This window comes from Allobosea sp. NPDC055594 (assembly GCF_053618995.1).
Genome location: NZ_JBSHIO010000002.1, coordinates 278,958 through 300,844, shown reverse-complemented (window position 1 = coordinate 300,844; position 21,887 = coordinate 278,958). Strand labels below are relative to the sequence as shown.

Annotated in this window: 17 protein-coding genes; 13 read left to right on the top strand and 4 right to left on the bottom strand. The window is 67.5% G+C overall.

Annotated elements, in window-relative coordinates:
- Positions 1-4 precede the first annotated feature (4 nt).
- The 9 genes from ACWGRX_RS05425 (at position 5) to ACWGRX_RS05385 (ending at position 8,932) form a co-directional block, all read left to right on the top strand.
- Positions 5-514 (top strand): DUF3305 domain-containing protein, encoded by a 510-nt coding sequence (locus tag ACWGRX_RS05425; protein WP_291637246.1) that lies wholly within the window; start codon positions 5-7, stop codon positions 512-514.
- Positions 514-1,242, top strand: coding sequence for a DUF3306 domain-containing protein (locus ACWGRX_RS05420; RefSeq protein WP_452116700.1), 729 nt, complete (start codon positions 514-516; stop codon positions 1,240-1,242). The genes ACWGRX_RS05425 and ACWGRX_RS05420 overlap by 1 nt, the downstream gene beginning before the upstream one ends.
- A gap of 100 nt (positions 1,243-1,342) precedes the next feature.
- Positions 1,343-2,134 carry a Cro/CI family transcriptional regulator gene (locus ACWGRX_RS05415; protein WP_452116699.1) on the top strand — a complete coding sequence of 264 codons (792 nt, stop codon included), beginning with the start codon at positions 1,343-1,345 and terminating at the stop codon, positions 2,132-2,134.
- 26 nt (positions 2,135-2,160) lie between these two features.
- Positions 2,161-2,355 (top strand): formate dehydrogenase, encoded by a 195-nt coding sequence (locus ACWGRX_RS05410; RefSeq protein ID WP_291637240.1) that lies wholly within the window; start codon positions 2,161-2,163, stop codon positions 2,353-2,355.
- Between the two features lie 13 nt (positions 2,356-2,368).
- Complete coding sequence (locus tag ACWGRX_RS05405; protein WP_452116698.1) at positions 2,369-5,347, top strand: formate dehydrogenase subunit alpha; 2,979 nt, start codon at positions 2,369-2,371, stop codon at positions 5,345-5,347.
- A gap of 14 nt (positions 5,348-5,361) precedes the next feature.
- Complete coding sequence (fdh3B, locus tag ACWGRX_RS05400; protein ID WP_291637236.1) at positions 5,362-5,958, top strand: formate dehydrogenase FDH3 subunit beta; 597 nt, start codon at positions 5,362-5,364, stop codon at positions 5,956-5,958.
- An 87-nt stretch (positions 5,959-6,045) separates the two neighbouring features.
- The gene (locus tag ACWGRX_RS05395; protein WP_452116697.1) at positions 6,046-7,053 is read left to right on the top strand and encodes a formate dehydrogenase subunit gamma; all 1,008 of its coding nucleotides are present in this window, start codon (positions 6,046-6,048) and stop codon (positions 7,051-7,053) included.
- A gap of 90 nt (positions 7,054-7,143) precedes the next feature.
- Complete coding sequence (gene mobB, locus ACWGRX_RS05390; RefSeq protein ID WP_452116696.1) at positions 7,144-7,674, top strand: molybdopterin-guanine dinucleotide biosynthesis protein B; 531 nt, start codon at positions 7,144-7,146, stop codon at positions 7,672-7,674.
- 1 nt (position 7,675) lies between these two features.
- Complete coding sequence (locus ACWGRX_RS05385; protein ID WP_452116695.1) at positions 7,676-8,932, top strand: molybdopterin molybdotransferase MoeA; 1,257 nt, start codon at positions 7,676-7,678, stop codon at positions 8,930-8,932.
- Positions 8,933-9,049: 117 nt separating this feature from the next.
- On the opposite strand, the gene ACWGRX_RS05380 is transcribed toward ACWGRX_RS05385, so the two are convergent.
- The 3 genes from ACWGRX_RS05380 to ACWGRX_RS05370 form a co-directional block, all read right to left on the bottom strand.
- Entirely contained in the window at positions 9,050-9,820 is a 771-nt protein-coding gene (locus tag ACWGRX_RS05380; RefSeq protein ID WP_452116694.1) for a TIGR02186 family protein, read from the bottom strand.
- Positions 9,817-10,746, bottom strand: a complete 930-nt coding sequence (locus ACWGRX_RS05375) for a sulfite exporter TauE/SafE family protein (protein WP_291637227.1) — start codon at positions 10,744-10,746, stop codon at positions 9,817-9,819. Before ACWGRX_RS05375 ends, ACWGRX_RS05380 begins: the two co-directional genes overlap by 4 nt.
- Positions 10,747-10,851: 105 nt before the next feature.
- On the bottom strand, positions 10,852-14,322 hold the full coding sequence (locus ACWGRX_RS05370) for a hypothetical protein (protein ID WP_452116693.1): 3,471 nt from the start codon (positions 14,320-14,322) through the stop codon (positions 10,852-10,854).
- Positions 14,323-14,691: 369 nt separating this feature from the next.
- Here ACWGRX_RS05370 and ACWGRX_RS05365 point away from each other — a divergent pair, with 369 nt between their 5' ends.
- The 4 genes from ACWGRX_RS05365 (at position 14,692) to ACWGRX_RS05350 (ending at position 20,866) form a co-directional block, all read left to right on the top strand.
- Positions 14,692-15,156 (top strand): MerR family transcriptional regulator, encoded by a 465-nt coding sequence (locus ACWGRX_RS05365; protein ID WP_291637222.1) that lies wholly within the window; start codon positions 14,692-14,694, stop codon positions 15,154-15,156.
- Positions 15,157-15,414: 258 nt separating this feature from the next.
- Positions 15,415-17,211, top strand: a complete 1,797-nt coding sequence (locus ACWGRX_RS05360) for an acyl-CoA dehydrogenase C-terminal domain-containing protein (protein WP_452116692.1) — start codon at positions 15,415-15,417, stop codon at positions 17,209-17,211.
- Positions 17,212-17,441: 230 nt separating this feature from the next.
- Positions 17,442-18,650, top strand: coding sequence for an acetyl-CoA C-acetyltransferase (locus tag ACWGRX_RS05355; RefSeq protein ID WP_291637218.1), 1,209 nt, complete (start codon positions 17,442-17,444; stop codon positions 18,648-18,650).
- An 11-nt stretch (positions 18,651-18,661) separates the two neighbouring features.
- Positions 18,662-20,866, top strand: coding sequence for a 3-hydroxyacyl-CoA dehydrogenase NAD-binding domain-containing protein (locus tag ACWGRX_RS05350; protein WP_452116691.1), 2,205 nt, complete (start codon positions 18,662-18,664; stop codon positions 20,864-20,866).
- On the opposite strand, the gene ACWGRX_RS05345 is transcribed toward ACWGRX_RS05350, so the two are convergent.
- Complete coding sequence (locus tag ACWGRX_RS05345) at positions 20,867-21,769, bottom strand: LysR family transcriptional regulator (protein WP_291637214.1); 903 nt, start codon at positions 21,767-21,769, stop codon at positions 20,867-20,869.
- Between the last annotated feature and the right edge of the window lie 118 nt (positions 21,770-21,887).

Here is a 21,887-nt window from a genome sequence, read left to right as displayed (position 1 = left end):
GGCGATGACCCAGCTTTATCATGAGGTCGGCATCGTCGTGGAGCGCCGCGCCATCGACTCGCCCTGGGCCGACCATGCCTGGGCGCCGATCGCCGTGCTGCCCGAGCCGCCCGACCTCGCACCCTGGTCGAAGCTCACCGGCACGGCCGAGCGCCAGCAATTCTATCTCGGCCCGGCGACCTTGACGCTGCACTCGGTCGACACCGCGCATTTCCGCGAGAATTTCGAGAGTGGCCAGGCCAAGCTCTGGGTCGCGGTCCGGCCGACCGGGCTCGAGCCGGCGCTCGAAATGGTCGGCGTCACCGCCGACCCGTTCGAGGGCGAGGTCTTCTGCGAGAATGTCGACGATGTCGTCGAAGCCGTGCCGATGCCGGCGGCGGTCGCCCGTCTGGTGCTTGCCTTCTTCGAGGAGCACCATGTCGAGCGCGAATTCGTCAAGCGCAAGCGCTCCGAGCACGACCCGCGCAAGGGCGGTCCGCGGCCGCGCCCCGGCCTCGAACGCGGAGAGGGCTGATGTCCGCCCGCGGCGAGGATGACGGGGATGACGGCTTCCTCGGTCGCTGGTCGCGCCGCAAGCGCGCCGCCGCCGGGCAGGCAGCGCCACCGGCTGCGCCTGAGCCGCTGGCGGAGCCCGCGTCGGAACCCGCCTTGCCGCCCGAGCCTGAGCCCGAACCGGTCGAGCCGCCCTCGCTCGACCTGATCGACAAGGATTTCGATCTCGCCCACTGGCTGAAGCAGAACGTCCCCGAGAGCTGGAAGCGCGCCGCGCTGCGCCGGGCCTGGGAGAGCGATCCGGCGATCTCGGGCTATCTCGATCCGGCCCGCGACTACGCGCTCGACTGGAACACGCCGGGCGGCGCGCCAGGCTATGGCCCGCTCTCGCCTTCCGACAATGTCGAGGAGATGATCGCCAACATCTTCGGCAAGCAGCCCGAGCCACCCTCCGAATCGGCCGCAGCGGGTCCGGCCACGGTGCGTGATGATGCCGCAGATCATCGACTTTCGTCTAAGGAGGGTGAGGCTGCTGCTTTGGGTGCGCCGCAACCGGACGAAGCAGGGCCGCCGCAGGAGCTGCTGCCGGTTCGCCGTAGCGATGCGCCGGAAAGCGCGGGAACCGTCGAAAAAACCGACGAATTGCAGCCATTGCCGACTGCAGATGCTGCTGCAGTGCGGGATCAATCCTGGTCCCAGCCCCCTGCGGCCCGGCCGCGCAGGCGCGGTGGGGGCGCGACGCCGCTCTGACTTTCAGTTGAGAACAATTGAAATCTGCGGTGATAAGGGAGCATTATCACTGGCGCTTGAGCGCGCCTGAAGCGCTTAGGCAGGGGAGGTGGCATCGTCCATGCGGGACCAGGCTCTTGAACGGGCAATCGGAGCGGCTGGCGGCGTCAGGGCCCTGGCGCGTGCGCTCGGGGTTTCGCAGCCGGCGATCTCGAGCTGGAAGCGCGTGCCGGCCGACCGGGTGCTCTCGGTCGAGGCGAGCACCGGTGTCCCGCGCAGCGAGCTTCGGCCCGATCTTTACCCGCAGGAGCCGATCATCGTCCGGCAGGCCGTTCCGGAGCTCGACGAGCTCGACGCCGCCCGTGCCGAGGAATGCGAGCTGATCGGCGCCCTGCTCTGGCGCGCGCCGACGGCCGAGACGCTTGCGGCGCTGCAGGGCCTGCGCGGCGACGCTTCGCCGCTCGGCATGGCTCATTTCGCTCTGGCCGAGGCTGCGGCCGAGACGACGCCGGAGGCGGTCCGCGACGAATTCTTCGAGCTCTTCATCGGCGTCGGTCGCGGCGAGCTCCTGCCCTATGCCTCCTATTACATGACCGGCTTCCTGCACGAGCGCCCGCTGGCGCTGGTGCGTGAGGATATGGGCCGGCTCGGCCTTGCACGCGACGAGCGCGCCGGTGAGCCGGAGGACCATATCGCCGTTCTGATGGACATCCAGGCGCAATTGATCCGCGGCGAGGCCACCGGCGACGGCGTCGACGAGCGCTCTTTCTTCGAGCGTCACATCCAGCCCTGGGGCGAGCGCTTTTTCGCCGATCTCGAGGTTGCCAGGACGGCGCGCTTCTACCGCGCCGTCGGCCGGGTCGGCAGCCTCTATCTTTCGATCGAGACGCAGGCCGCGAGCCTGCCCGCATGATGATGCCCGGCGCGGAGGAGACGACGATGTCGCAGAAGAGCAAGGAAACGGGGCTCGACCGCCGCAACTTCTTCAAGGCGCTCGGTGCGGGCGCCACCGCGGCCGTCGCGCCCGTCGCCGTGTCGCCGGCCGCAGCGGTCGACCCCGGCAAGGAAGAGACGAAGTCCCGCTATCGCGAGACCGATCACATCAAGAATTACTACCGCACCAACCGGTATTGAGGAGGCTGGCGTCATGCTGATCAAGCGCAAATCCGCCGACGTCCAGCGCGGCCGTCTCCAGTCCGCCCTCGGCGGCCTTGCCGCCGGCGTGATGGATCGCCGCTCCTTCCTGCGCCGCTCCGGCCTGGTGGCGGGTGGCGTCGCGGCTGCCGGCGCCCTGCAGATCGGCGCCGTCCGCAAGGCCGAGGCCGCGAGTCCCGGCCCGGCGACCGGCACCAAGATCGTCAAGAACATCTGCACCCATTGCTCGGTCGGCTGCACCGTCAAGGCCGAGGTCGCCAATGGCGTCTGGGTCGGCCAGGAACCGGCCTGGGAGAGCCCGATCAACCGCGGCACGCACTGCGCCAAGGGCGCCTCGGTGCGCGAGCTCGTCCATGGCGACCGACGCATCAAATATCCGATGAAGCTGGTCGACGGGAAGTGGCAGCGCCTGTCCTGGGACCAGGCGGTCGGCGAGATCGGCGACAAGATGATGGAGATCCGGGCCAAGTCCGGCGCCGATTCCGTCTACCTGCTCGGCTCGGCCAAATTCTCGAATGAAGGCTCCTATCTGTTCCGCAAGTTCGCGGCCTTCTGGGGCACCAACAACGTCGATCACCAGGCGCGCATCTGCCACTCGACCACGGTCGCGGGCGTTGCGAACACCTGGGGCTACGGCGCCATGACCAACTCCTACAACGACATCCGCAATTCGAAGACCGTGCTGTTCATGGGCTCGAACGCCGCGGAGGCACATCCGGTCTCGATGCAGCACATCCTGGCCGGCAAGGAGACCCAGCGCGCCAACGTCATCGTCTTCGATCCGCGCTTCACCCGCACCGCGGCGCATGCGACGGATTATGTCCGCTTCCGCTCCGGCACCGACATCGCGGTGATCTGGGGCCTGCTCTGGCACATCTTCCAGAATGGCTGGGAGGACAAGGCCTTCATCGCCAGCCGCGTCCACGGCATGGACGACGTCCGCAAGGAGGTCGAGAAATACGATCCGAAGACCGTCGAGGACATCACCGGCGTCCCCGGCGAGCAGATGAAGCGGGCGGCCCAGACCTTCGCCACCGTCAAGCCCGCCACCTTCGTCTGGTGCATGGGCGTGACCCAGCATTCGGTCGGCACGGCGAACGTCCGGGCGATCTGCAACCTCTTGCTGGCGACCGGCAATGTCGGCGCCCGCGGCACCGGCGCCAACATCTTCCGCGGCCATTGCAATGTGCAGGGTGCGACCGATTTCGGCCTCGATGTCTCGAATCTGCCTTGCTATTACGGGCTGGTCGAAGGCGCCTGGCGCCATTGGGCCCGGGTCTGGAACGTCGATTACGACTATTTCGTCTCGCGCTTCGACGAGGTTCCGGCCAAGGGCGGCCGGCCGGCGCGCACCCGCAAGCAGAATATGGAGCTTTCGGGCCTCACCTCGACCCGCTGGTTCGACGCCACCAACCTGCCGGCCGAGCAGGTCGACCAGCAGGACAATCTCAAGGCCATGTTCGTCATGGGCCATGGCGGCAACTCCATCCCGCGCATGACCGATCTGGCCAAGGGGCTGGAGAAGCTCGATCTGCTGGTGGTCTGCGATCCGCACCCGACGAATTTCGTCTCGCTGGGTGGCCGGAAGAACGGCACCTATGTGCTGCCGGTCTGCACGCAGTTCGAGACTTCGGGCTCGCGCACCTGTTCGAACCGCTCGCTGCAATGGGGCGAGAAGATCGTCGAGCCGATCTTCGAATCCGCCAGCGACTACGCGGTCATCTACAAGCTTTCGCAGAAACTCGGCTTCGCCGAGGCGATGTTCAAGCCCTATGAGATGGTGCAGGGCAAGATCGGTCCCGAGCCGACCGCCGAGTCGATCCTCAAGGAAATCAACCGCGGGGGCTGGTCGACCGGCTATACCGGCCAGTCGCCGGAGCGGCTCAAGCTGCACATGGCCAACCAGGACAAGTTCGACCTGGTGACGCTGCGCGGCGCCAAGGGCTCTCCGGTCGAGAATGATTTCTACGGCCTGCCCTGGCCGTGCTGGGGGACGCCGGAGTTCAAGCATCCGGGCTCGCACATCCTCTACAACACCTCGCTCGAGGCCAGGGATGGCGGCGGCACCTTCCGCCCGCGCTTCGGCCTGACGCGCGAGCGCACTTTGCCGGATGGCAGCAAGGTCAACGACACCCTGCTGGCCGAAGGCGGCTCGTTCTCGCTCAACTCAGAGATCAAGGACGGCTATCCCGAGTTCACCATGGGCGTGCTGAAGAAGCTCGGCTGGGACAAGGACCTGACACCGGCCGAGCTCGAGGTGATCACCGGCATCGGCGGCAATAATATCGATGCGGTGAGCTGGTCGATCGACCTGTCCGGCGGCATCCAGCGCGTCGCGCTTGAGCATGGTTGCGTGCCCTATGGCAACGGCAAGGCCAGGGCCAACGCCTGGAACCTGCCCGATCCCGTGCCGACCCATCGCGAGCCGATCTATTCGCCGCGCGTCGACCTCGTCGCGAAATGGCCGGCCCGGCCCGACGAACGCACTTTGCGCATTCCGAACCTGCACACCTCGATGCAGAAGGCGGCGGTCGAGAAGGGCATCGCCAAGGCCTTCCCGATCGTCCTCACCTCCGGCCGCCTCGTCGAATACGAGGGCGGCGGCGAGGAGACGCGCTCGAACAAATGGCTGGCCGAGCTGCAGCAGGACATGTTCGTCGAGATCAACCCGGCGGATGCCAGCGAGCGCGGCATTCGTGACGGGGCCTTCGTCTGGGTCTCCGGTCCGGAGAACGGCGCCAAGGCCAGGGTCAAGGCCCTGGTCACCGACCGGGTCGGCAAGGGCGCGGCCTTCATGCCCTTCCATTTCGGCGGCTTCTTCCAGGGCGTCGACCAGCGCGGCAACTACCCGCCCGGGACCGACCCGATCGTGCTCGGCGAGTCCGTCAACACGGTCACCACCTATGGCTACGACCCGGTGACGGGCATGCACGAAGGCAAGGCCACGCTTTGCCAGATCGCTGCGGCGTGAGGAGGCACTGAACCATGGCCCGGATGAAATTCCTCTGCGACGCCGACCGCTGCATCGAATGCAACGCCTGCGTCACCGCCTGCAAGAACGAGAACGACGTGCCCTGGGGCATCAACCGCCGGCGCGTCGTCACCATCAATGACGGCAAGCCCGGCGAGCGCTCTGTCTCGATGGCCTGCATGCACTGCACCGACGCGCCCTGCGCGGCGGTCTGCCCGGTCGACTGCTTCTACACCACGGCGGATGCCGTGGTGCTGCACAACAAGGACCTCTGCATCGGCTGCGGCTATTGCTTCTACGCCTGCCCGTTCGGTGCGCCGCAATATCCGAAGCTCAGCAATTTCGGTTCGCGCGGCAAGATGGACAAGTGCACCTATTGCGCCGGTGGTCCGGAGGTCGATCTCTCGCCCGCCGAGTTCCAGAAATACGGCTCGAACCGCCTCGCCGAGGGCAAGCTGCCGCTCTGTGCCGAGATGTGCTCGACCAAGGCGCTGCTCGCCGGCGACGGTGAGATCATTGCGCAGATCTACAAGGAACGCGTGGTCAAGCGCGGCTACGGTTCCGGCGCCTGGGGGTGGCAGACCGCCTATCGGGAAACCATCGCCATCTGACTTCTGGGGGGAGGGGCGCGTCACGGCCGGAAAGGTCGGATGCGTTCCTCCCGCAGTCCCGCCATGCCTTCGCGAAAGGACGCCGCAATGCCGCTCGGTGCTCATCTCCGCTTCCTGTTCAGCGGGCTCCTGCTTGCGCTGGCGCTCGCCGTCGCGGCTCCTGCCGGCGCCCAGCAGGTCAACCCGACCGCCAATTCCGTTCGAGAGCAGCAATTCCTCGAGGTGCTGAAGGGCAACCCTTCCGCCGAGCTGCGCGGCAGGGTCTCCATTCCCGACACCAGGGCCGCCACGCTGGAGCGCCCGGCCGGGCGCGACTGGCGCAGCTTCCACCAGGGCACCATGACCCGCATCGGCGCCATCGCCGTGCTCGGCATGCTGGTCATACTGGTGGCCTTCTACCTGTTCCGCGGCAGGATCAAGATCGCCGCCGGTCCTTCCGGACAGACGATCACGCGCTTCAACGCCTTCGAGCGCTTCATGCACTGGCTCACCGCCGGCTGCTTCATCATCCTGGCGCTGTCGGGCCTGAACGTCACCTTCGGCAAGGCCTTGCTGCTGCCGCTGATCGGGCCACAGGCCTTCACCAATCTCTCGGTGGCGGCCAAATGGTCGCATAACTTCCTGGCCTGGCCGTTCATGCTCGGCGTGGCGCTGATGTTCCTGGTCTGGATCAAGGACAATATCCCGAACCTCGGCGATCTGCGCTGGCTTGCGGCGGGTGGCGGCCTGATCGGCAAGGGCCATGCGCCGCCGGCCCGGCGCTTCAATGGCGGCCAGAAGGTGATCTTCTGGGCCGTGGTGCTCGGCGGTGCCGCGCTCTCGGTCTCGGGCGTCTACCTGCTGTATCCGAGCTTCTCCGGCGGCGTGCTCGACATGCAGTTCTGGAACATGGTCCACGGCATCGTCGCCGTGCTGATGATCGCCGTCATGCTGGCGCACATTTATATCGGCTCGATCGGCATGGAAGGCGCCTTCGACGCGATGGGCTCGGGCGAGGTCGACCTCAACTGGGCGAAGGAGCACCACGCGCTCTGGGTCGCCGAGGAGGTCGAGAAGGGCCGGGCGCCCGGGGCGAGGCTGCAGCCGGCCGAGTGACGATCGGCGGGCTTGACCCGCACATGCGATCCGCAGGATGACAGCCGGGCGCTTTTTGCGCCCGGTTCTGTTTTGGAGATGTCATCCTCAATGCGCGTGATCGGGCTGGCGGGTTGGAGCGGAGCCGGCAAGACGACCCTTCTCACCCGGCTGATTCCGGAGTTTTCAGGCCGCGGCATCGCCGTTTCGACGATCAAGCACGCCCATCATGCCTTTGATCTCGACACGCCCGGCAAGGATTCCTGGGCACATCGCCAGGCGGGCGCCTCCGAAGTGCTGATTTCCTCGGCCAAGCGCTGGGCGCTGCTGCACGAAGCGCGCGACGAGCCGGAGGCGACGCTGCCGGCGCTGCTGGCGAAGCTCTCGCCGGTCGAACTTGTCATCGTCGAGGGCTTCAAGCGCGATCCGCACGCCAAGCTCGAGGTCTACCGCGCCGCCAATGGCAAGCCGCCACTGCACCCGCAGGATGCAAGCATTGTCGGCGTGGCGAGCGATACGCCCTTCCCGCAGGCTGGCCGCCCCGTGCTCGGGCTCGATGATGTCCCCGGGATCGCCGATCTTCTGTTCGCCCGCGCCCAGCCATTGGCGCAGGTTCTGGCGCTGGCGCGCGAGGAGGCCTGAAATGGCGCAGCTCAGTGAAGATGCGAAGGTCTTCGGCGGTCCGCTGATGACGATCGAGCAGGCGGCCGCACTGGCGGCGGAGCGCATCAGCGCCGTCGCCGAGATCGAGACCATGCCGCTCGCACTGGCCGATGGCCGTGTCCTGGCGGTCGACATTGCCGCGCCGCGCGACCTGCCGCCCTTCGCCAATTCGGCTGTCGATGGCTATGCCGTGCGCTTTTCCGATCTCGCCCCGTCCGGCGAGACCCGGCTGCCGCTCTCCGGCCGGGTCGCAGCGGGGGCGGACGCGGCCGGGATCGCGGTCGCCGGTTTTGCGATCCGCGTATTCACCGGCGCGCCGATGCCTGCCGGCGCCGACACCGTGTTCATGCAGGAGGACGTCGCGCTGGAGGAGGGCTTCGTGCGCCTCCCGGCCGGGCTGAAGCCGGGCGCCAATGCCAGACCGGCCGGCGAGGACGTGGCCATGGGTGCTCCGGTGCTGGCGGCCGGGCGTCGCCTGCGTCCGCAGGATCTCGGCCTGCTCGCCGCTCTCGGCCTCACCGAGGTCGCGGTGCGGCGCCGCGTCAGGATCGCGGTGTTCTCCACGGGTGATGAATTGAACGAGCCCGGCACGCCTTTGCCGCCGGCCGGGATCTACGACGCCAATCGCAGCGTGCTGCGGGCTCTGGTCGACCGCGCAGGTGCCGAGGTGGTGGATCTCGGCATCCTCCGTGACGAGCCGGCGAGCCTGGGCGAGCGTCTGCGCGCCGCGGCGCGCGATTGCGATCTGATCCTGACTTCGGGTGGCGTCTCGACCGGCGAGGAGGACCACGTCAAGACAGCGGTCACGCAAGTCGGCGAGCTCGCCTTCTGGCGCATCGGCATCAAGCCGGGACGCCCGGTCGCGATGGGGCTGATCGACGGAAAGCCCTTTCTCGGCCTGCCGGGTAACCCCGTAGCGGTCTTCGTCACCTTCGCCTTCGTCGCACGCGCGGTGATCGCCCTGCTTGCGGGCACGACGCCGGCCCGCCCGCAGGCGCTGCCGGTCAGGCTCGGTTTCCCCTATCGCAAGAAGGCCGGCCGGCGCGAATATGTCCGTGTCTCCCTGGTGCCGGGCGCCGATGGTATCGCCGTCGCCCGCAAGCATCCGCGCGACGGCGCCGGCATCCTGACCTCGCTGACCGAGACCGACGGGCTGGTCGAACTGGCCGAGGAGCTGACGGGCGTGGCGGAGGGCACGATCGCCCCCTTCTTCGCCTATGACCTGCTGACCGGCTGAGAGCCTTTTCGGAGTTCCGCAGAGCTCTCATCCTTCGTGACGCTGCTTGGCGGCATCGGGATGGGGGCTCGAGTTCCCAGTGGCTCCGAACGCGCAGCGACAGGTGCTGCGTCGCACTCAGTCGCGGCGGAAGATCGTCGTCGCCAGCCAGCCGAAGAACAGGGCGAGCGCCGCCGTGGCGAGGCCGTAGAGCAGCGGCCGGTCATGCGCGGCGGAGGCCAGACTCTGCTCCATCCCGGTCTTGATCACCTCGAAATTGGTGGTCTGCCGCGCCAGCGCAGCTCCCCCGGCATAGAGCACGATCTCGATCTCGTAGGAGCCCGTCGGCGCGGTCGCCGGAACCCGGATCGGAGCGCTGAACAAGGTCGGCGACAGGAAGGTGACGCCGCGCTCGTGCTCGGCGTAGAGCCCCTTCGCCTCCATGATGCGGATCAGCGCGTCGCGGTAGGGGCCGATCCCGAATTCGAATTCGCGCGTGCTCTGGATGCGTTGCGCGTTCGCCAGGCCGATGCGCTCGCGTCGCGCGGCGTCCTCCGTGAGGATCTCCTCGATCGGCCGGTTGCTCGAGACGGAGAGGAAGATCGGGCGCTCGGGGAAGCGGCGCTGCTGCCGGTTGACCCAGATCGGTCCGACGCGTTCCTTCTCGCGCACGATCAGCATGCGCGGCGGGCCGCGCACGGTGACGACGATGTCGTAGGGATCGGCCCGGGCCGCCGTGCGGCCCTCGCGCTCGACGAGGCCGAAGACGGTGAGCTGGTCGCCGGTATAGTTCGAGGTGATGGCGATCCGGTGCGTCGAGAGCGCCGCGATCAGCGTCTCGGCCTTGGCGGGCAGGCAGGCGGCAAGGCCGAGCGCCGCGGCGAGCAGCGTCTTGGAGAGCCGGCTCATCGCGCGCTCTCCGGCATCACCACCGAGAAGGGCTCGGCCGGGGGCAGGAAGAGCTCGATCGCGAAGCGCAGGCCGACCGAGAGGATCAGCAGGGCCAGCAGCAGCCGGAACGAGCCGACATTGAGATTGCGCGCCGCGCGTCCGCCGAACTGCGCGCCGACGACGCCGCCAACCAGCAGGAGGATGGCCAGCACGATGTCGACGGACTGGTTGGTGACGGCGTGCAACACCGTCGCGCCGGTCATGGTGACGAGGATCTGGAACAGCGAGGTGCCGACCACGACGGCGGGCGGAACCCGGAAGAAATACAGCAGTGCCGGTACGAGGATGAAGCCGCCGCCGACGCCGAGCACGGCGCCGATGAAGCCGATCACGATCGCCAGTGCCGCGATCGGCAGCACGCTGGCATAGAGCTGCGAACGGTAGAAGCGCATGCGCCAGGGCAGGCCCATCCATGCCGGGTGCATGCCCGCACGCCGGCGCAGGCGCGGCGGCTTGCCCTGGCGGTCGCGCAAGGCGGCGCGGATCGCGTCGAACAGCATCAGCCCGCCAATGCAGGTGAAGAGCGTGACATAGGCGATGGTGATGACGAGATCGAGCTGGCCGAGGCGGCGCATCGAGTTGAAGAACAGAACGCCGAGGATGGTGCCGAGGATACCACCGCCGACCAGTACGCTGCCCAACTTCAGATCGAGCGCGTTTCGTCGCCAATAGGTCAGCACGCCGGTCATCGACGATCCCGCGACCTGTGCCGCGACGGTCGCGACCGCCACCGCCGGCGGAATGTCGAGGAAGATCAGCAGCGGTGTCAGCAGGAAGCCGCCGCCGACGCCGAAAAGCCCGGAAATGAAGCCGACCGCGCCGCTCAGACCCAGGACCAGCAGGATACTGATCGGCAATTCGGCGATCGGAAGATAGATTTGCACCCTGCTAAACCCTGTCAGCCGCGCGACGCTTCCCACGCGAAGGCGTCGAAACGGTGACGCTAGAACGAATCCCTTTCAGATTGCTTTGCTCTGAGAGGGTTTCGCTCAGCCGCGGGTCGGCTTCGCCGGCTTTCTGGCGGCGGCCGGCACCTCGTCCCATCCCTTGGCCGGCGCTGCGACCTCGTTGGCGAGCGCCTCGGGAACCTTCGGCTTCCAGGCTTCGACGGCAGCCTTGGCGGTGGCGAGATCGGCGGCAGAAAGACGGCCTGCAACCTCGTCGCGCTTGCGGCCGGCATCCTCGTCGCCCTGCGCCGCGGCAATGGCGAACCAGCGATAGGAGTGGCCGAGATCGGCCGGCGAGCCGAGGCCGCGGCCGAGCAGCACCGCCAGATTGTACTGGCTGTCGCGGACGCCGAACTCGGCAGCGCGGCGGAACCATTCCGTTGCGGTCGCGTAGTCGGGCTTGCCGCTGGCGCCTTCCGCATAGAGCACGGCGAGATTGTGCATCGCCTTGGCATTGCCGCGTTCGGCGGCGCGCGCATACCAGAGCCGGGCGAGCGAGACGTCGCGGCCGGTGCCGATGCCCTTCTCGAACATGTTGCCGAGGCGGAACTGCGCGGGGGCCAGCCCGGCCACGGCGGCGCGCTCGAACAGGTGCAGCGCGAGCTTCGGATCGCGGCCGGCGCCTGGTGCGTCGGCGGCCCGGGTGGCGAGCTCGTAGACGGCGCGAGCATCGCCGCCCTGCGCGGCCTTGCGCATGCCGGCGGTGCCGAGCGTCGCTGGAATCTCGTTGAGGCCGGTGACGTTCGCCGGCGGCTCGGGCGTCGCGGCGGGCGGCAGTGCGGCGACCATTGGAGCGGTTTCGCCGACCTCGGCCGCCGCGGTGGGAGCCGTCGGCGCTGCTGCCAGCGCGGGCGTGGTGCCGAGCTGGATCGGCAGCACCGCGTTCTGGTCCTTGGCCGGCGTGGCCGAGGCGGTGGTCTCCGCGCCGTCCTTCTCCGCCGCCGCGCGCTGCGGCACGATCTGGGCCTCGCTGGCGACCTGCTTCTTGGCGTCTCCCGACGACGGCCCGGACAGGATATGGGCGGCGCCCATGGCGAGGACGACTGCGGCGAGGCCGAGCAGAAGCGGTCGCCGGCGCTTTTCCATGATCTCCTTGAGACGCCCACCGGCCGACGCCGGCTTGCCGGGCTTAGCGGGCTCCGGCGTCACCACGGGTGTGGCGGCCGCTGCCTCGGAAGCCGCCTTGGCAGAACGCCGCGCCGCCGCGATCAGGCTCTGGCGCACGGATTGCTGATCGCCCGCCACGGCAGCGGCCTCGACGCGCGGACGTCCGGAGCCCGGTTCCAGCGGCATGTCGAAAGCGGCGGGTCCGCGCGACGCCACGATCCGCTCGTCCGGTTTGGTGGCGAGCTGGTGTGCCGGCGGTATCGTGGCGGGCTCGGCCGCCGTTCTTGCGCGCGGCGGCAGGGGAGGCGCGCTGCGAGCGGTCTGGCCGCGCTCGCCGCCGAGTTCGGTTTCGAGGCTGGCGAGGCGGGCGATCACCGTCTCGAGGGTCTGATGGACGGCGCTGATAGCGTCCTGGGTCTGGCGTCCCGAGGAGGCATGGGTGTCGCGCAGGCCGGTGACGAGGTTGCTGAGCTCGGCGAAGCTGGCGCCGCGCGGCGGCGCCATGTCGGCCATCGCGGCGCGTGCGGCGCGCTCGGCCGCGGCGGCCGTGTCCTCGCGCATGGTCTGCAGATGGGCGACGAGGTCCTGCAGCGTCCGCTCGATGCCGGTCTCGGCCGTGCGGGTCGCGGCGGCCTCGTCGAGCCGATGCGCCAGTCCGGCGATCTGCTGTTCCAAGGCGTCGAAGGAATCGGAGCCGGCACCGGGGCGTCCGGCCTCGTCGATCTTGCCGGCGAGCGCCCGCAGCATGTCTTCGACCGGCCGCATGTCGACCTGGGCGACAGGGACGTGCGTGCCGTCCTCGACCAGGCGGGCAAGGTTGCCGGAGGCGGTGAGCGCTTCGATCCGGCCCGCCAGGGCCTCGATCTGCTTCTCGACATTGGACGGCCCCTGGCGGGCGATCGTCTCGAGCTGCTGCTGCAAGGCGTCGATGCGGCCATCGAGCGGCGTCGCGGAACGGTCCGCGAGGCTCTCCAGCCGGATCACCAGAGCCTCGATCCGCCCCGAAAGCTCGTCCGATGCCGGGCGGCCCATGGCGTGGAGCTCGTCGAGACGGGCCATGAGTTGATCGACCTGGCCGTCGATGACCGAGGCCTTCATCGAAGGCAGCGTCTCGATCTTGTGCGCGAGGGATTCGACCTGCCGCGAGAGGGCCGCCAGCGGCGCATTGTCGCCGGCGCGCTCGCGCGAGCGGTCGCTCAGCAGGGTGTCGCGCACGTCTTCGATGGCGAGCGAGAGATTGCGCAGTTCGCGCCCGTCCGGCTGCGCATCGCGCAGGCGCCCGATCTCCGAGGAAAGCGAGGAAAGCTGCTGCGACAGATCGTCTAGGCGCCGGCTGTCGGTGCCGGCGACCGTCAGTTCGCGCAGTTCGGCGATCTCGCGCAGCACCGGCGCGATCGCGGCACGATCGCCGCCGCGCGCGACGAGCGCATCGACCTTGGCGGCGAGATGCGCGATCTCGAGTTCGAAGCGACCCAGCCCGTCCTGAGAACGGTTGTCGGAGAGGCGCGCAATCTCGGCCTCGATCCGCGCCAGAGGCTTCAGGACGGGGTCGAGCCGGTCGCGGACGTCCAGGCGCTCCAGACGGGAGCCGAGTTCGCCGATGGCACGCTCCAGCGGCTGGAAGGCGGCGCGCTGTTCCTCGACGCGGGTGGCGGGCGAGACTGCCGGCTGAGCCGGGGCGATGCGGGCGCTGAGCTGGTGCAGGTCCTCGCGCAGCCCGGCCAGGGCCTGCGCTGGATTGCCGTTCTCGAAGCGAGCGGGTGCACTCGGCTCGCCGTCGAGCGCACGCTGGCGCGAACGGATATCGGAGACGGCGGCTGCCAGCCCGTCGCGGCTGAGGAAGGGGCGCGCGCTCGCAGACGGTGGCGGGGCGGCAGCCTTGCGGCCGGCCTCCGCCGTCTTGCGCTCGATCTCAGCGATGCGCTCGCCCATCGTCTTGATCGCATCGGCGATGACGTTGGTGGCGCGTTCCTGCCGCTCGGCCGTGGCACGCTCGCCCATGGAAAGACGATTTTCGGTCTTCTCGATCCATTTGGCGATCGAATCGAGGGCCCCGGCCGTCTTGGCCCCGTTGTCGCGGGAGAGGCGCTCGGCCATTGCGGCCTGGGTGATGAAGGCGTCGATCCGCTCGCGCGAAAGCTCGGGCGTCGCCTGGGGGCGAGGAGGGGCCGGGCTGGCGGTCTGCATCTCGCCCTGCGAGAGGCGCGCGAGGCGCTCCGAGAGCGCCGCGATGTCGAGCTGTTCCTGCTGCGTGGGCGGCGGCGGGGTATTGTCTTCGGCTTCGTCGCGGATCTTGTTGTCGAGCCATTCGCCGAGCGTCATGCCGGCGCGGCGCGCAGCGGCCTTCGCCGCGTCGCGGGTGCGCGGATCGACGCCCTTCACGCTCCAGGGCAGGCTAGTCGCCATTGTCACGCTCGCCTACGGGGCCGGTCTTCAATCCAGGATGCGCAGCCCCCTGTGCCGCCGCTTCCCTGCGCGAAACCATGAAACGTGAATCTCCGGTTGCCGCGGAGTTTCGTCATGGTCGCCATGCCGACTTTTCGCAGTCACGGTAAACGGACGGTTAAGAAACCGGCCTCAGAGGTTAATTTTCTGGAAACGGTGGCCTGACGGCCGCCGCCGACGCCCTGCATAACGGTAACTTACCCATGGAGAGGCAAAAATTACCTGACGTAAGGGAGTGTTGCGCCTTATGTCGCGCCGCAATACGGATCGATCCAGCCATCGCAGCCGCCCAGCGCCGTTGCCCTGAAAAACGTCCTTCGAGGATCAGATATGTCGCGCCAAAGCTCCGCTCTGGCGGCCGCTTCAGTTCATGACGGCCGCAACCCGCTTCCCGCTGCCGAGACGTCCAATGACGCTGCCGGCGGCTTCACCATCAGCGATCTCGCCCGCGATTTCGGCGTGACGCTGCGCACGCTACGCTTCTATGAATCGCGCGGCCTGCTTTCGCCGGCCCGTTCGGGCATGACCCGGATCTATTCCGGCCGCGATCGCGCCCGGCTCGCGTTGATTCTCAAGGGTAAGCAGCTCGGCTTCACCCTGGTGGAGATTCGCGCCATGCTCGCCAATGAGGAGAGCAAGGGCAGCGAAGGGCAGGAGACGTCGGCCTCGGTCGGCGGGCTGCAGCTCACCCGCTCCCAGATCGCCGAGCAGCTCGAGCTGCTGCGCACCCAGCGTACCGAGATCGAGACCGCGATCGCCGAGCTCGAGGGCACGCTGGCCACGCTCGGCGCCTGAGCTACCGATCGGCGGCGATCAGCCGCACGCTATCGTCGACGCCTCGAACCCCGCCGGGTTCGGGGCGTTTTTCGTTTGTCGGCAGCGCAAAGCTCGGTAGCCTGACCCGAGAGAGAGCCTGCGACCTAAAAATCCCGGGCTCCCCCTTGGCAACGGACGGCATAATAGTTTATATATGAACTATCTCGGGGCGCTGCCGCCAGCTTGAGCCGGCAGGCAGCCTCGCCAGAATGCGACGATCTTGGCAGGGAGGATGCGATGCCGGTCTACAAGGCCCCCGTTGAGGACACGCTGTTCCTCCTGAACGATGTCTTCCAGTTCGAGCGCTACAACAACCTGCCGGGCTTCGCCGATGCGACGCCTGATCTCGTCGAGGCCGTGCTCGGCGAGGGCGCCAAGCTCTGCGAGGAGGTGCTGCAGCCGCTCAACCATTCCGGCGACCAGGAAGGCTGCAAGCGTAACGCCGATGGTTCGGTGACGACGCCGAAGGGCTTCAAGGAAGCCTATCGCGCCTATTCCGAGGGCGGCTGGATCGGCCTCGCCATGGACCCGGATTATGGCGGGCAGGGCCTGCCCTACACGCTCGGCGCGGTGATGAACGAATACGCCTCGGCCGCCAACATGGCCTTCGCCATGTATCCGGGCCTGACCATGGGCGCGATCGCGGCGCTCTATGTCCATGGCTCCGACGAGGTGAAGCGCACCTACCTGCCGAAGATGATCGAGGGCGCCTGGTCGGGCACGATGAACCTGACCGAGCCGCATTGCGGCACCGATCTCGGCCTGATCAAGACCAGGGCCGTGCCGAATGGCGACGGCTCCTACGCCATCACCGGCACCAAGATCTTCATCTCGGCCGGCGAGCAGGACATCACCGAGAACATCATCCATCTCGTGCTCGCCCGCATCGAAGGCGCGCCGGCCGGCGTCAAGGGTATCTCGCTCTTCGTCGTGCCGCGCAATGCGATCGGGGCTGACGGCAAGGTCGGGGAGAACAACAAGGTCTCCTGCGGCTCGATCGAGCACAAGATGGGCATCCACGCCAATTCGACCTGCGTCATGAATTATGACGGCGCGCAGGGCTGGCTGATCGGCACCGAGAACAAGGGCCTCAACGCCATGTTCGTGATGATGAACGAGGCCCGCCTCGGCGTCGCGATCCAGGGCCTGGCCCAGTCCGAGGTCGCCTATCAGAACGCCGTCGCCTATGCGAAGGACCGCCTGCAGGGCCGCTCCCTGACCGGCGCCAAGAACCCCGACAAGGCTGCCGATCCGATCATCGTCCATCCGGACGTGCGCCGCACGCTGATGTCGATCAAGGCCTTCAACGAGGCGGCGCGCGCCTTCGTTATCTGGAATGCGATCAAGTCGGACGTCGCCCATCGCTCGGGCGATGCCGCCGAGCGCCAGGCCGCCGATGACCAGCTCGGCCTGATGACCCCGGTTCTGAAGGGCGTGCTCACCGATATCGGCTTCGACAACGCCGTGAAGGCCCAGCAAATGTATGGCGGGCACGGCTACATTGCCGAGCACGGCATGGAGCAGTTCGTCCGCGATGCCCGCATCGCCATGATCTATGAGGGCGCCAACGGCGTGCAGGCGATGGACCTGGTCGGCCGCAAGCTCGGCCGCGACGGCGGCCGCGCGATCATGGCCTTCTTCAACGAGGTCGGCACCTTCGTGAAGGAGAACGAGGGCGACGAGGCGTTGAAGCCCTTGCTCGCCCCGCTTGCCGCCTCGCTCGGCCATCTTCAGCAGGCGACGATGTGGTTCATGAACAACGCGCTCGCCAAGCCCGACAATGCCGGCGCCGGCGCGCATGACTACATGCATCTGCTCGGCCTGGTCTGCCTCGGCTATATGTGGGCGAAGATGGCCAAGGTCGCGCAGGACAAGCTCAAGGCCGGCGCCAATGGCGCGACCGAGCGCATGAACGCCAAGCTCGTCACCGCCCGCTTCTTCATGGAGCGCTCGCTGCCGGAGACCGCCGCCCATCTGGCGCGGATCACCTCCGGCTCCGACGCCACCATGGCGCTGAGCGCCGAGCAGTTCTGACGGATCGCCCAACCTGGCCCCGTCATCCCGGACAAGCCGCGAAGCGGCGCCGATCCGGGATCCATCATCGAGATCCGGCACCCTTCTATGGATCCCGGATCTCCGCTTCGCTCCGTCCGGGATGCCCCGGGATGACGGAGTGTTTCTTTCGATTACTCTTGGTTCGATCCGGCGCAGTCTGACGCCGAGGCGACGAGCCGAAAACGACCGGCCACTCCGGGAGGAGCACCATGGCAGACGCCTTTATCTACGACCACGTCCGGACACCGCGCGGCAAGGGCAAGGCCGACGGTTCGCTGCACGAAGTCACCGCGATCGAATTGGGCACGCAGACCTTGCGCGCCATCAAGGAGCGCAACACGCTCGATCCCAAGCTGGTCGAGGACGTCGTCTTCGGTTGCGTCGATCCGGTCGGCGAGGCCGGTGCCGACATCGCCCGCACGGTGGCGCTGAAGGCCGGCTACGGCAAGGAAGTGCCGGGCGTGCAGATCAACCGCTTCTGTGCTTCAGGCCTCGACGCGGTGAACCTCGCCGCGGCGCAGGTGATGTCCGGCCAGAAGGAGATGGCGATCGGCGGCGGCGTCGAGAGCATGTCCCGCATCGGCATGGGCGCCTCCGGCTTCGGCATCGCAGTCGACCCGTCAGTCGCGATCGACACCTATTTCATGCCTCAGGGCGTCTCGGCCGACCTGATCGCGACGAAATACGGCTTCTCGCGCGACGATGTCGACGCCTATGCCGTGCGCTCGCACAAGCGCGCCGCCAAGGCCTGGGAGGAGGGGCGCTTCAGGAATTCGGTGATCCCGGTCACCGACGTCAACGGCCTCGTCATCCTCGACCGCGACGAGACCATCCGCCCGGCGACCGACATGCAGGCGCTCGCCGCGTTGAAAGCCTCCTTCGTCCAGATGGGCGAGATGGGTGGCTTCGATGCGGTCGCGACTGCGGCGCATCCGGACGTCGAGTTCATCAACCACGTCCATCATGCCGGCAATTCCTCGGGCATCGTCGACGGTGCGGCGGCCGTGCTGGTCGGCTCGAAGCGGGCCGGCAAGTCCGCTGGCCTCAAGCCCCGCGCCCGCATCAAGGCCTTCGCCACCACCGGCTCCGACCTCGCGCTGATGCTGACCGGCCCGGTCGACGTCACCGAGCTCGTCCTGAAGAAGGCCGGTATGACGCCGAAGGACATCGACCTGTTCGAGCTGAACGAGGCCTTTTCCTCGGTCGTGCTGCGCTATCAGCAGGCCTTCGACATCGATGACGCCGTGCTCAACGTCAATGGTGGCGCCATCGCCATGGGCCACCCGCTCGGCGCCACTGGTGCGATGATCCTCGGCACGGTGCTCGACGAGCTCGAGCGCACCGACAAGCAGGTCGCGCTGGTGACGCTCTGCGTCGCCGTCGGCATGGGCGTCGCCACCATCATCGAGCGCGTTTGAGGAGAGCAGCGATGAACCTCGTCAATTTCCGCTTCGAGACCGACGCCGACGGCATCGCCACCCTGACCTGGGACATGCCCGAACGTTCGATGAACGTCATCACCCCGCAGGTGATGGAAGAACTCAACCAGGTCGTCGACAGGGTCGCTTCGGACGAGGCGATCAAGGGCTGCGTCATCGTCTCCGGCAAGGAGAGCTTCTCCGGCGGCGCCGATCTCACCATGCTGCAGGGCCTGCGCGACCTCTATGTCGGACTGGCGAAGGAGCAGGGCGAGCAGATTGCGATGCAGCGCTTCTTCGACGAGAGCCGCAAGCTCTCGCTGCTTTATCGCAAGCTCGAAACCTGCGGGAAGCCGTTCGCGGCGGCCGTGCACGGCGTCTGCCTCGGCGGTGCCTTCGAGCTCGCGCTCTCCTGTCAGCTCCGTGTCGTCTCGGATGATCCCTCGACCCGCGTCGGCCTGCCCGAGATCAAGGTCGGCCTGTTCCCCGGCGCTGGCGGCACCCAGCGCGTCGCACGCCTGATGCAGACAGGCGACGCGCTGCAGATGATGTTCAAGGGCGACCAGATCAAGGCGCTTCCGGCCCGCAATATGGGCCTCGTCCATGCCGTGCTGCCGCGTGACCAGATCGTCGCCGCCGCCAAGGAATGGCTGAAGGCCAATCCGCAGGCCAAGCAGCCCTGGGAAGACCCCAAGTTCAAGCTGCCTTCGAACAAGGTCCATTCGCCGGCCGGCATGCAGATCTGGCCGCCGGCCAATGCGATCTATCGCCGCGAGACCAATGACAACTACCCGGCGGCGCGCGCCATCCTGAGCGCGGTCTATGAGGGTCTGCAGCTGTCGATGGATCTCGCCCTCAAGGTCGAGAGCCGCTACTTCGCGAAGATCCTGCGGACGAAGGAGGCGGCCTCGATGATCCGCTCACTCTTCGTCTCGATGCAGGAGCTGAACAAGGGCGCCCGTCGTCCGGCCGAAGTCCCGCCGAGCAAACTGAAGAAGGTCGGCATCGTCGGCGCCGGCTTCATGGGCGCCGGCGTCGCCTATGTCACGGCGCTCGCCGGGCTCGATGTCGTGCTCGTCGACCGCGACATGGAAGCGGCCGAGAAGGGCAAGGCCTATTCGCACAAGCTGGTCTCCGACCAGATCATGAAGGGCCGCGCCAAGACCGCAGACCGCGACGCGCTGCTCGGGCGCATCAAGCCTTCGGCCGATTATGCCGACCTCAAGGGCTGCGACCTCGTCATCGAGGCGGTGTTCGAGGACCCGAAGGTCAAGGCCGAGGTGATCGCCAAGGTCGAGGCCGTGGTCGGTCCGAAGACCATCTTCGGCTCCAACACCTCGACCTTGCCCATTACGGGCCTGGCCTCCCATTCCCAGCGCCCGAAGAATTTCGTCGGCATCCACTTCTTCTCGCCGGTCGAGAAGATGCTGCTGGTCGAGATCATCAAGGCCAAGAAGACCGGCGACAAGGCGCTCGCCATGGCGCTCGACTATGTCCGGGCGATCAAGAAGACGCCGATCGTCGTCAACGATGTCAGAGGCTTCTACGCCAATCGCTGCGTCGGCAATTACATCCGCGAGGGTCACCTCATGCTGATGGAAGGCGTGCCGCCGGCGATGATCGAGGCGGCCGGCAAGCAGGCCGGCATGCCCGTCGGCCCGCTCTCGCTCAATGACGAGGTCGCGGTCGATCTCGCCTGGAAGGTGCTGAAGGCGACGAAGGCGCAGCTTGGTGAGGCTTCGGTCGATCTGGCCCAGGAGAAGCTGCTCTCCGACATGGTCGAGAAGCATGGCCGGCTCGGCCGCAAGAACAAGAAGGGCTTCTACGACTATCCGGAAGCCGGCCCGAAGCGGCTCTGGCCCGGCCTTGCCGAGCTGACCGCGAGCCGGCTCGAGCCCGAGCTCATCGACATGGCGGAGCTGAAGCACCGGCTCCTGGTCACCCAGGCGCTCGAAGCGGCCAAGACCTATGAGGAAGGCGTCGTCACCGATCCGCGCGAGGCCGATGTCGGCTCGATCATCGGTTTCGGCTTCGCGCCCTATAGCGGCGGTACGCTGAGCTATATCGACAATATGGGTGCGGCTGCCTTCGTGAAGCTCTGCGAGAGCCTCGCCAAGAAGCATGGCGAGCGTTTCAAGCCGAACCGGCTCCTGAAGCGCATGGCCAAGACCGGCGAGAGCTTCTACGGCTCGGCGGAGAAGAAAGCCGCGGCCTGATCAGGCGAAGAGCCGCTCCCTGAGGAGCGGCTCCAGCCATTCGATGAAGACGCGTAGGCGGCGCGAGAGATGCTGCCGGTGTGGATAGAGCAGGGCGACCGGCAGCGGCTCCGCCCTGTGCTCCGGCATCACCTCGACCAGTGCTCCGTCCGCAATCTCGGCCGCGACGTCATAGGCCGGGATCTGGATCAGACCGAGTCCGGCAAGGCAGCAGGCGATATAGGCCTCCGCGCTGTTGACGGTGACGCGTCCGGGCAGGGCGAGACTGTGCAGGTGCCCTCCATTCAGCCATTGCCAGTCCTCGACCGCGCCGGTTGAGGGCGAGGCATAGTTGACCGCGAAATGCCCGGTGAGGTCGCCCGGCGCCATCGGTGTGCCATGACGCGCGAGATAGGGCGGGCTCGCGACATTGATCAGCCGGAGACTGCCGAGATTGCGGGCGATCAGGCTGGAATCGCTGAGCGGTCCGACGCGGAGCACGCAGTCAACGCTGTCCTCGACCAGATTGACGGCCCGGTCGGTGACGCCGAGTTCTATCGCGATGTCAGGATAGCGCGCCAGGAAATCCGGCAGGGCGGGGGCGATGATCAGCCGGCCGATCCGGCCCGGCACGTCGATCCTGAGCTTGCCGGATGGCCCGTCGACGGCGCTGCGGAACAATGCCTCGGCCTCTTCGACCTCGGCGATCAGCCTTAGACAACGCTCATAGAAGGCGAGCCCGTCCTGTGTCGGCGCGACATGGCGGGTGGTACGGTGGAGCAGCCGCGTCCCCAGCCTGTCCTCGAGCAGGCGGATCGCCGCCGAGACCGAGGAGCGCGGCTGACCCAGCGTCGCGGCGGCCCGCGTGAAGCTCGCGCATTCGACGACGCGGGCGAAGGTGGCGAAGAGGTCGATCCGGTCCATCGTCGCAGCGTTAGATTGTTCGTCAGATCTGACAAGTCATGTCAGCTTATCCTGCTTTATCGCAACAATCTGCCGCGTACCCTGCCGACAGGGCGAGCAGTTCGCAAAGACGGCAGGA

What these genes read in the sequence shown, in the direction of transcription:
- fdh3B (WP_291637236.1), top strand. Translation starts at nt 5,362, where the DNA reads ATGGCCCGGATGAAATTCCTCTGCGACGCCGACCGCTGCATCGAATGC.
- ACWGRX_RS05365 (WP_291637222.1), top strand. Translation starts at nt 14,692, where the DNA reads ATGTCGCGCCAAAGCTCCGCTCTGGCGGCCGCTTCAGTTCATGACGGC.
- ACWGRX_RS05420 (WP_452116700.1), top strand. Translation starts at nt 514, where the DNA reads ATGTCCGCCCGCGGCGAGGATGACGGGGATGACGGCTTCCTCGGTCGC.
- ACWGRX_RS05380 (WP_452116694.1), bottom strand. Translation starts at nt 9,820, where the DNA reads ATGAGCCGGCTCTCCAAGACGCTGCTCGCCGCGGCGCTCGGCCTTGCC.
- ACWGRX_RS05405 (WP_452116698.1), top strand. Translation starts at nt 2,369, where the DNA reads ATGCTGATCAAGCGCAAATCCGCCGACGTCCAGCGCGGCCGTCTCCAG.
- ACWGRX_RS05425 (WP_291637246.1), top strand. Translation starts at nt 5, where the DNA reads ATGACCCAGCTTTATCATGAGGTCGGCATCGTCGTGGAGCGCCGCGCC.
- ACWGRX_RS05350 (WP_452116691.1), top strand. Translation starts at nt 18,662, where the DNA reads ATGAACCTCGTCAATTTCCGCTTCGAGACCGACGCCGACGGCATCGCC.
- ACWGRX_RS05345 (WP_291637214.1), bottom strand. Translation starts at nt 21,769, where the DNA reads ATGGACCGGATCGACCTCTTCGCCACCTTCGCCCGCGTCGTCGAATGC.
- ACWGRX_RS05385 (WP_452116695.1), top strand. Translation starts at nt 7,676, where the DNA reads ATGGCGCAGCTCAGTGAAGATGCGAAGGTCTTCGGCGGTCCGCTGATG.
- ACWGRX_RS05360 (WP_452116692.1), top strand. Translation starts at nt 15,415, where the DNA reads ATGCCGGTCTACAAGGCCCCCGTTGAGGACACGCTGTTCCTCCTGAAC.
- ACWGRX_RS05395 (WP_452116697.1), top strand. Translation starts at nt 6,046, where the DNA reads ATGCCGCTCGGTGCTCATCTCCGCTTCCTGTTCAGCGGGCTCCTGCTT.
- ACWGRX_RS05370 (WP_452116693.1), bottom strand. Translation starts at nt 14,322, where the DNA reads ATGGCGACTAGCCTGCCCTGGAGCGTGAAGGGCGTCGATCCGCGCACC.
- ACWGRX_RS05415 (WP_452116699.1), top strand. Translation starts at nt 1,343, where the DNA reads ATGCGGGACCAGGCTCTTGAACGGGCAATCGGAGCGGCTGGCGGCGTC.
- mobB (WP_452116696.1), top strand. Translation starts at nt 7,144, where the DNA reads ATGCGCGTGATCGGGCTGGCGGGTTGGAGCGGAGCCGGCAAGACGACC.
- ACWGRX_RS05410 (WP_291637240.1), top strand. Translation starts at nt 2,161, where the DNA reads ATGTCGCAGAAGAGCAAGGAAACGGGGCTCGACCGCCGCAACTTCTTC.
- ACWGRX_RS05355 (WP_291637218.1), top strand. Translation starts at nt 17,442, where the DNA reads ATGGCAGACGCCTTTATCTACGACCACGTCCGGACACCGCGCGGCAAG.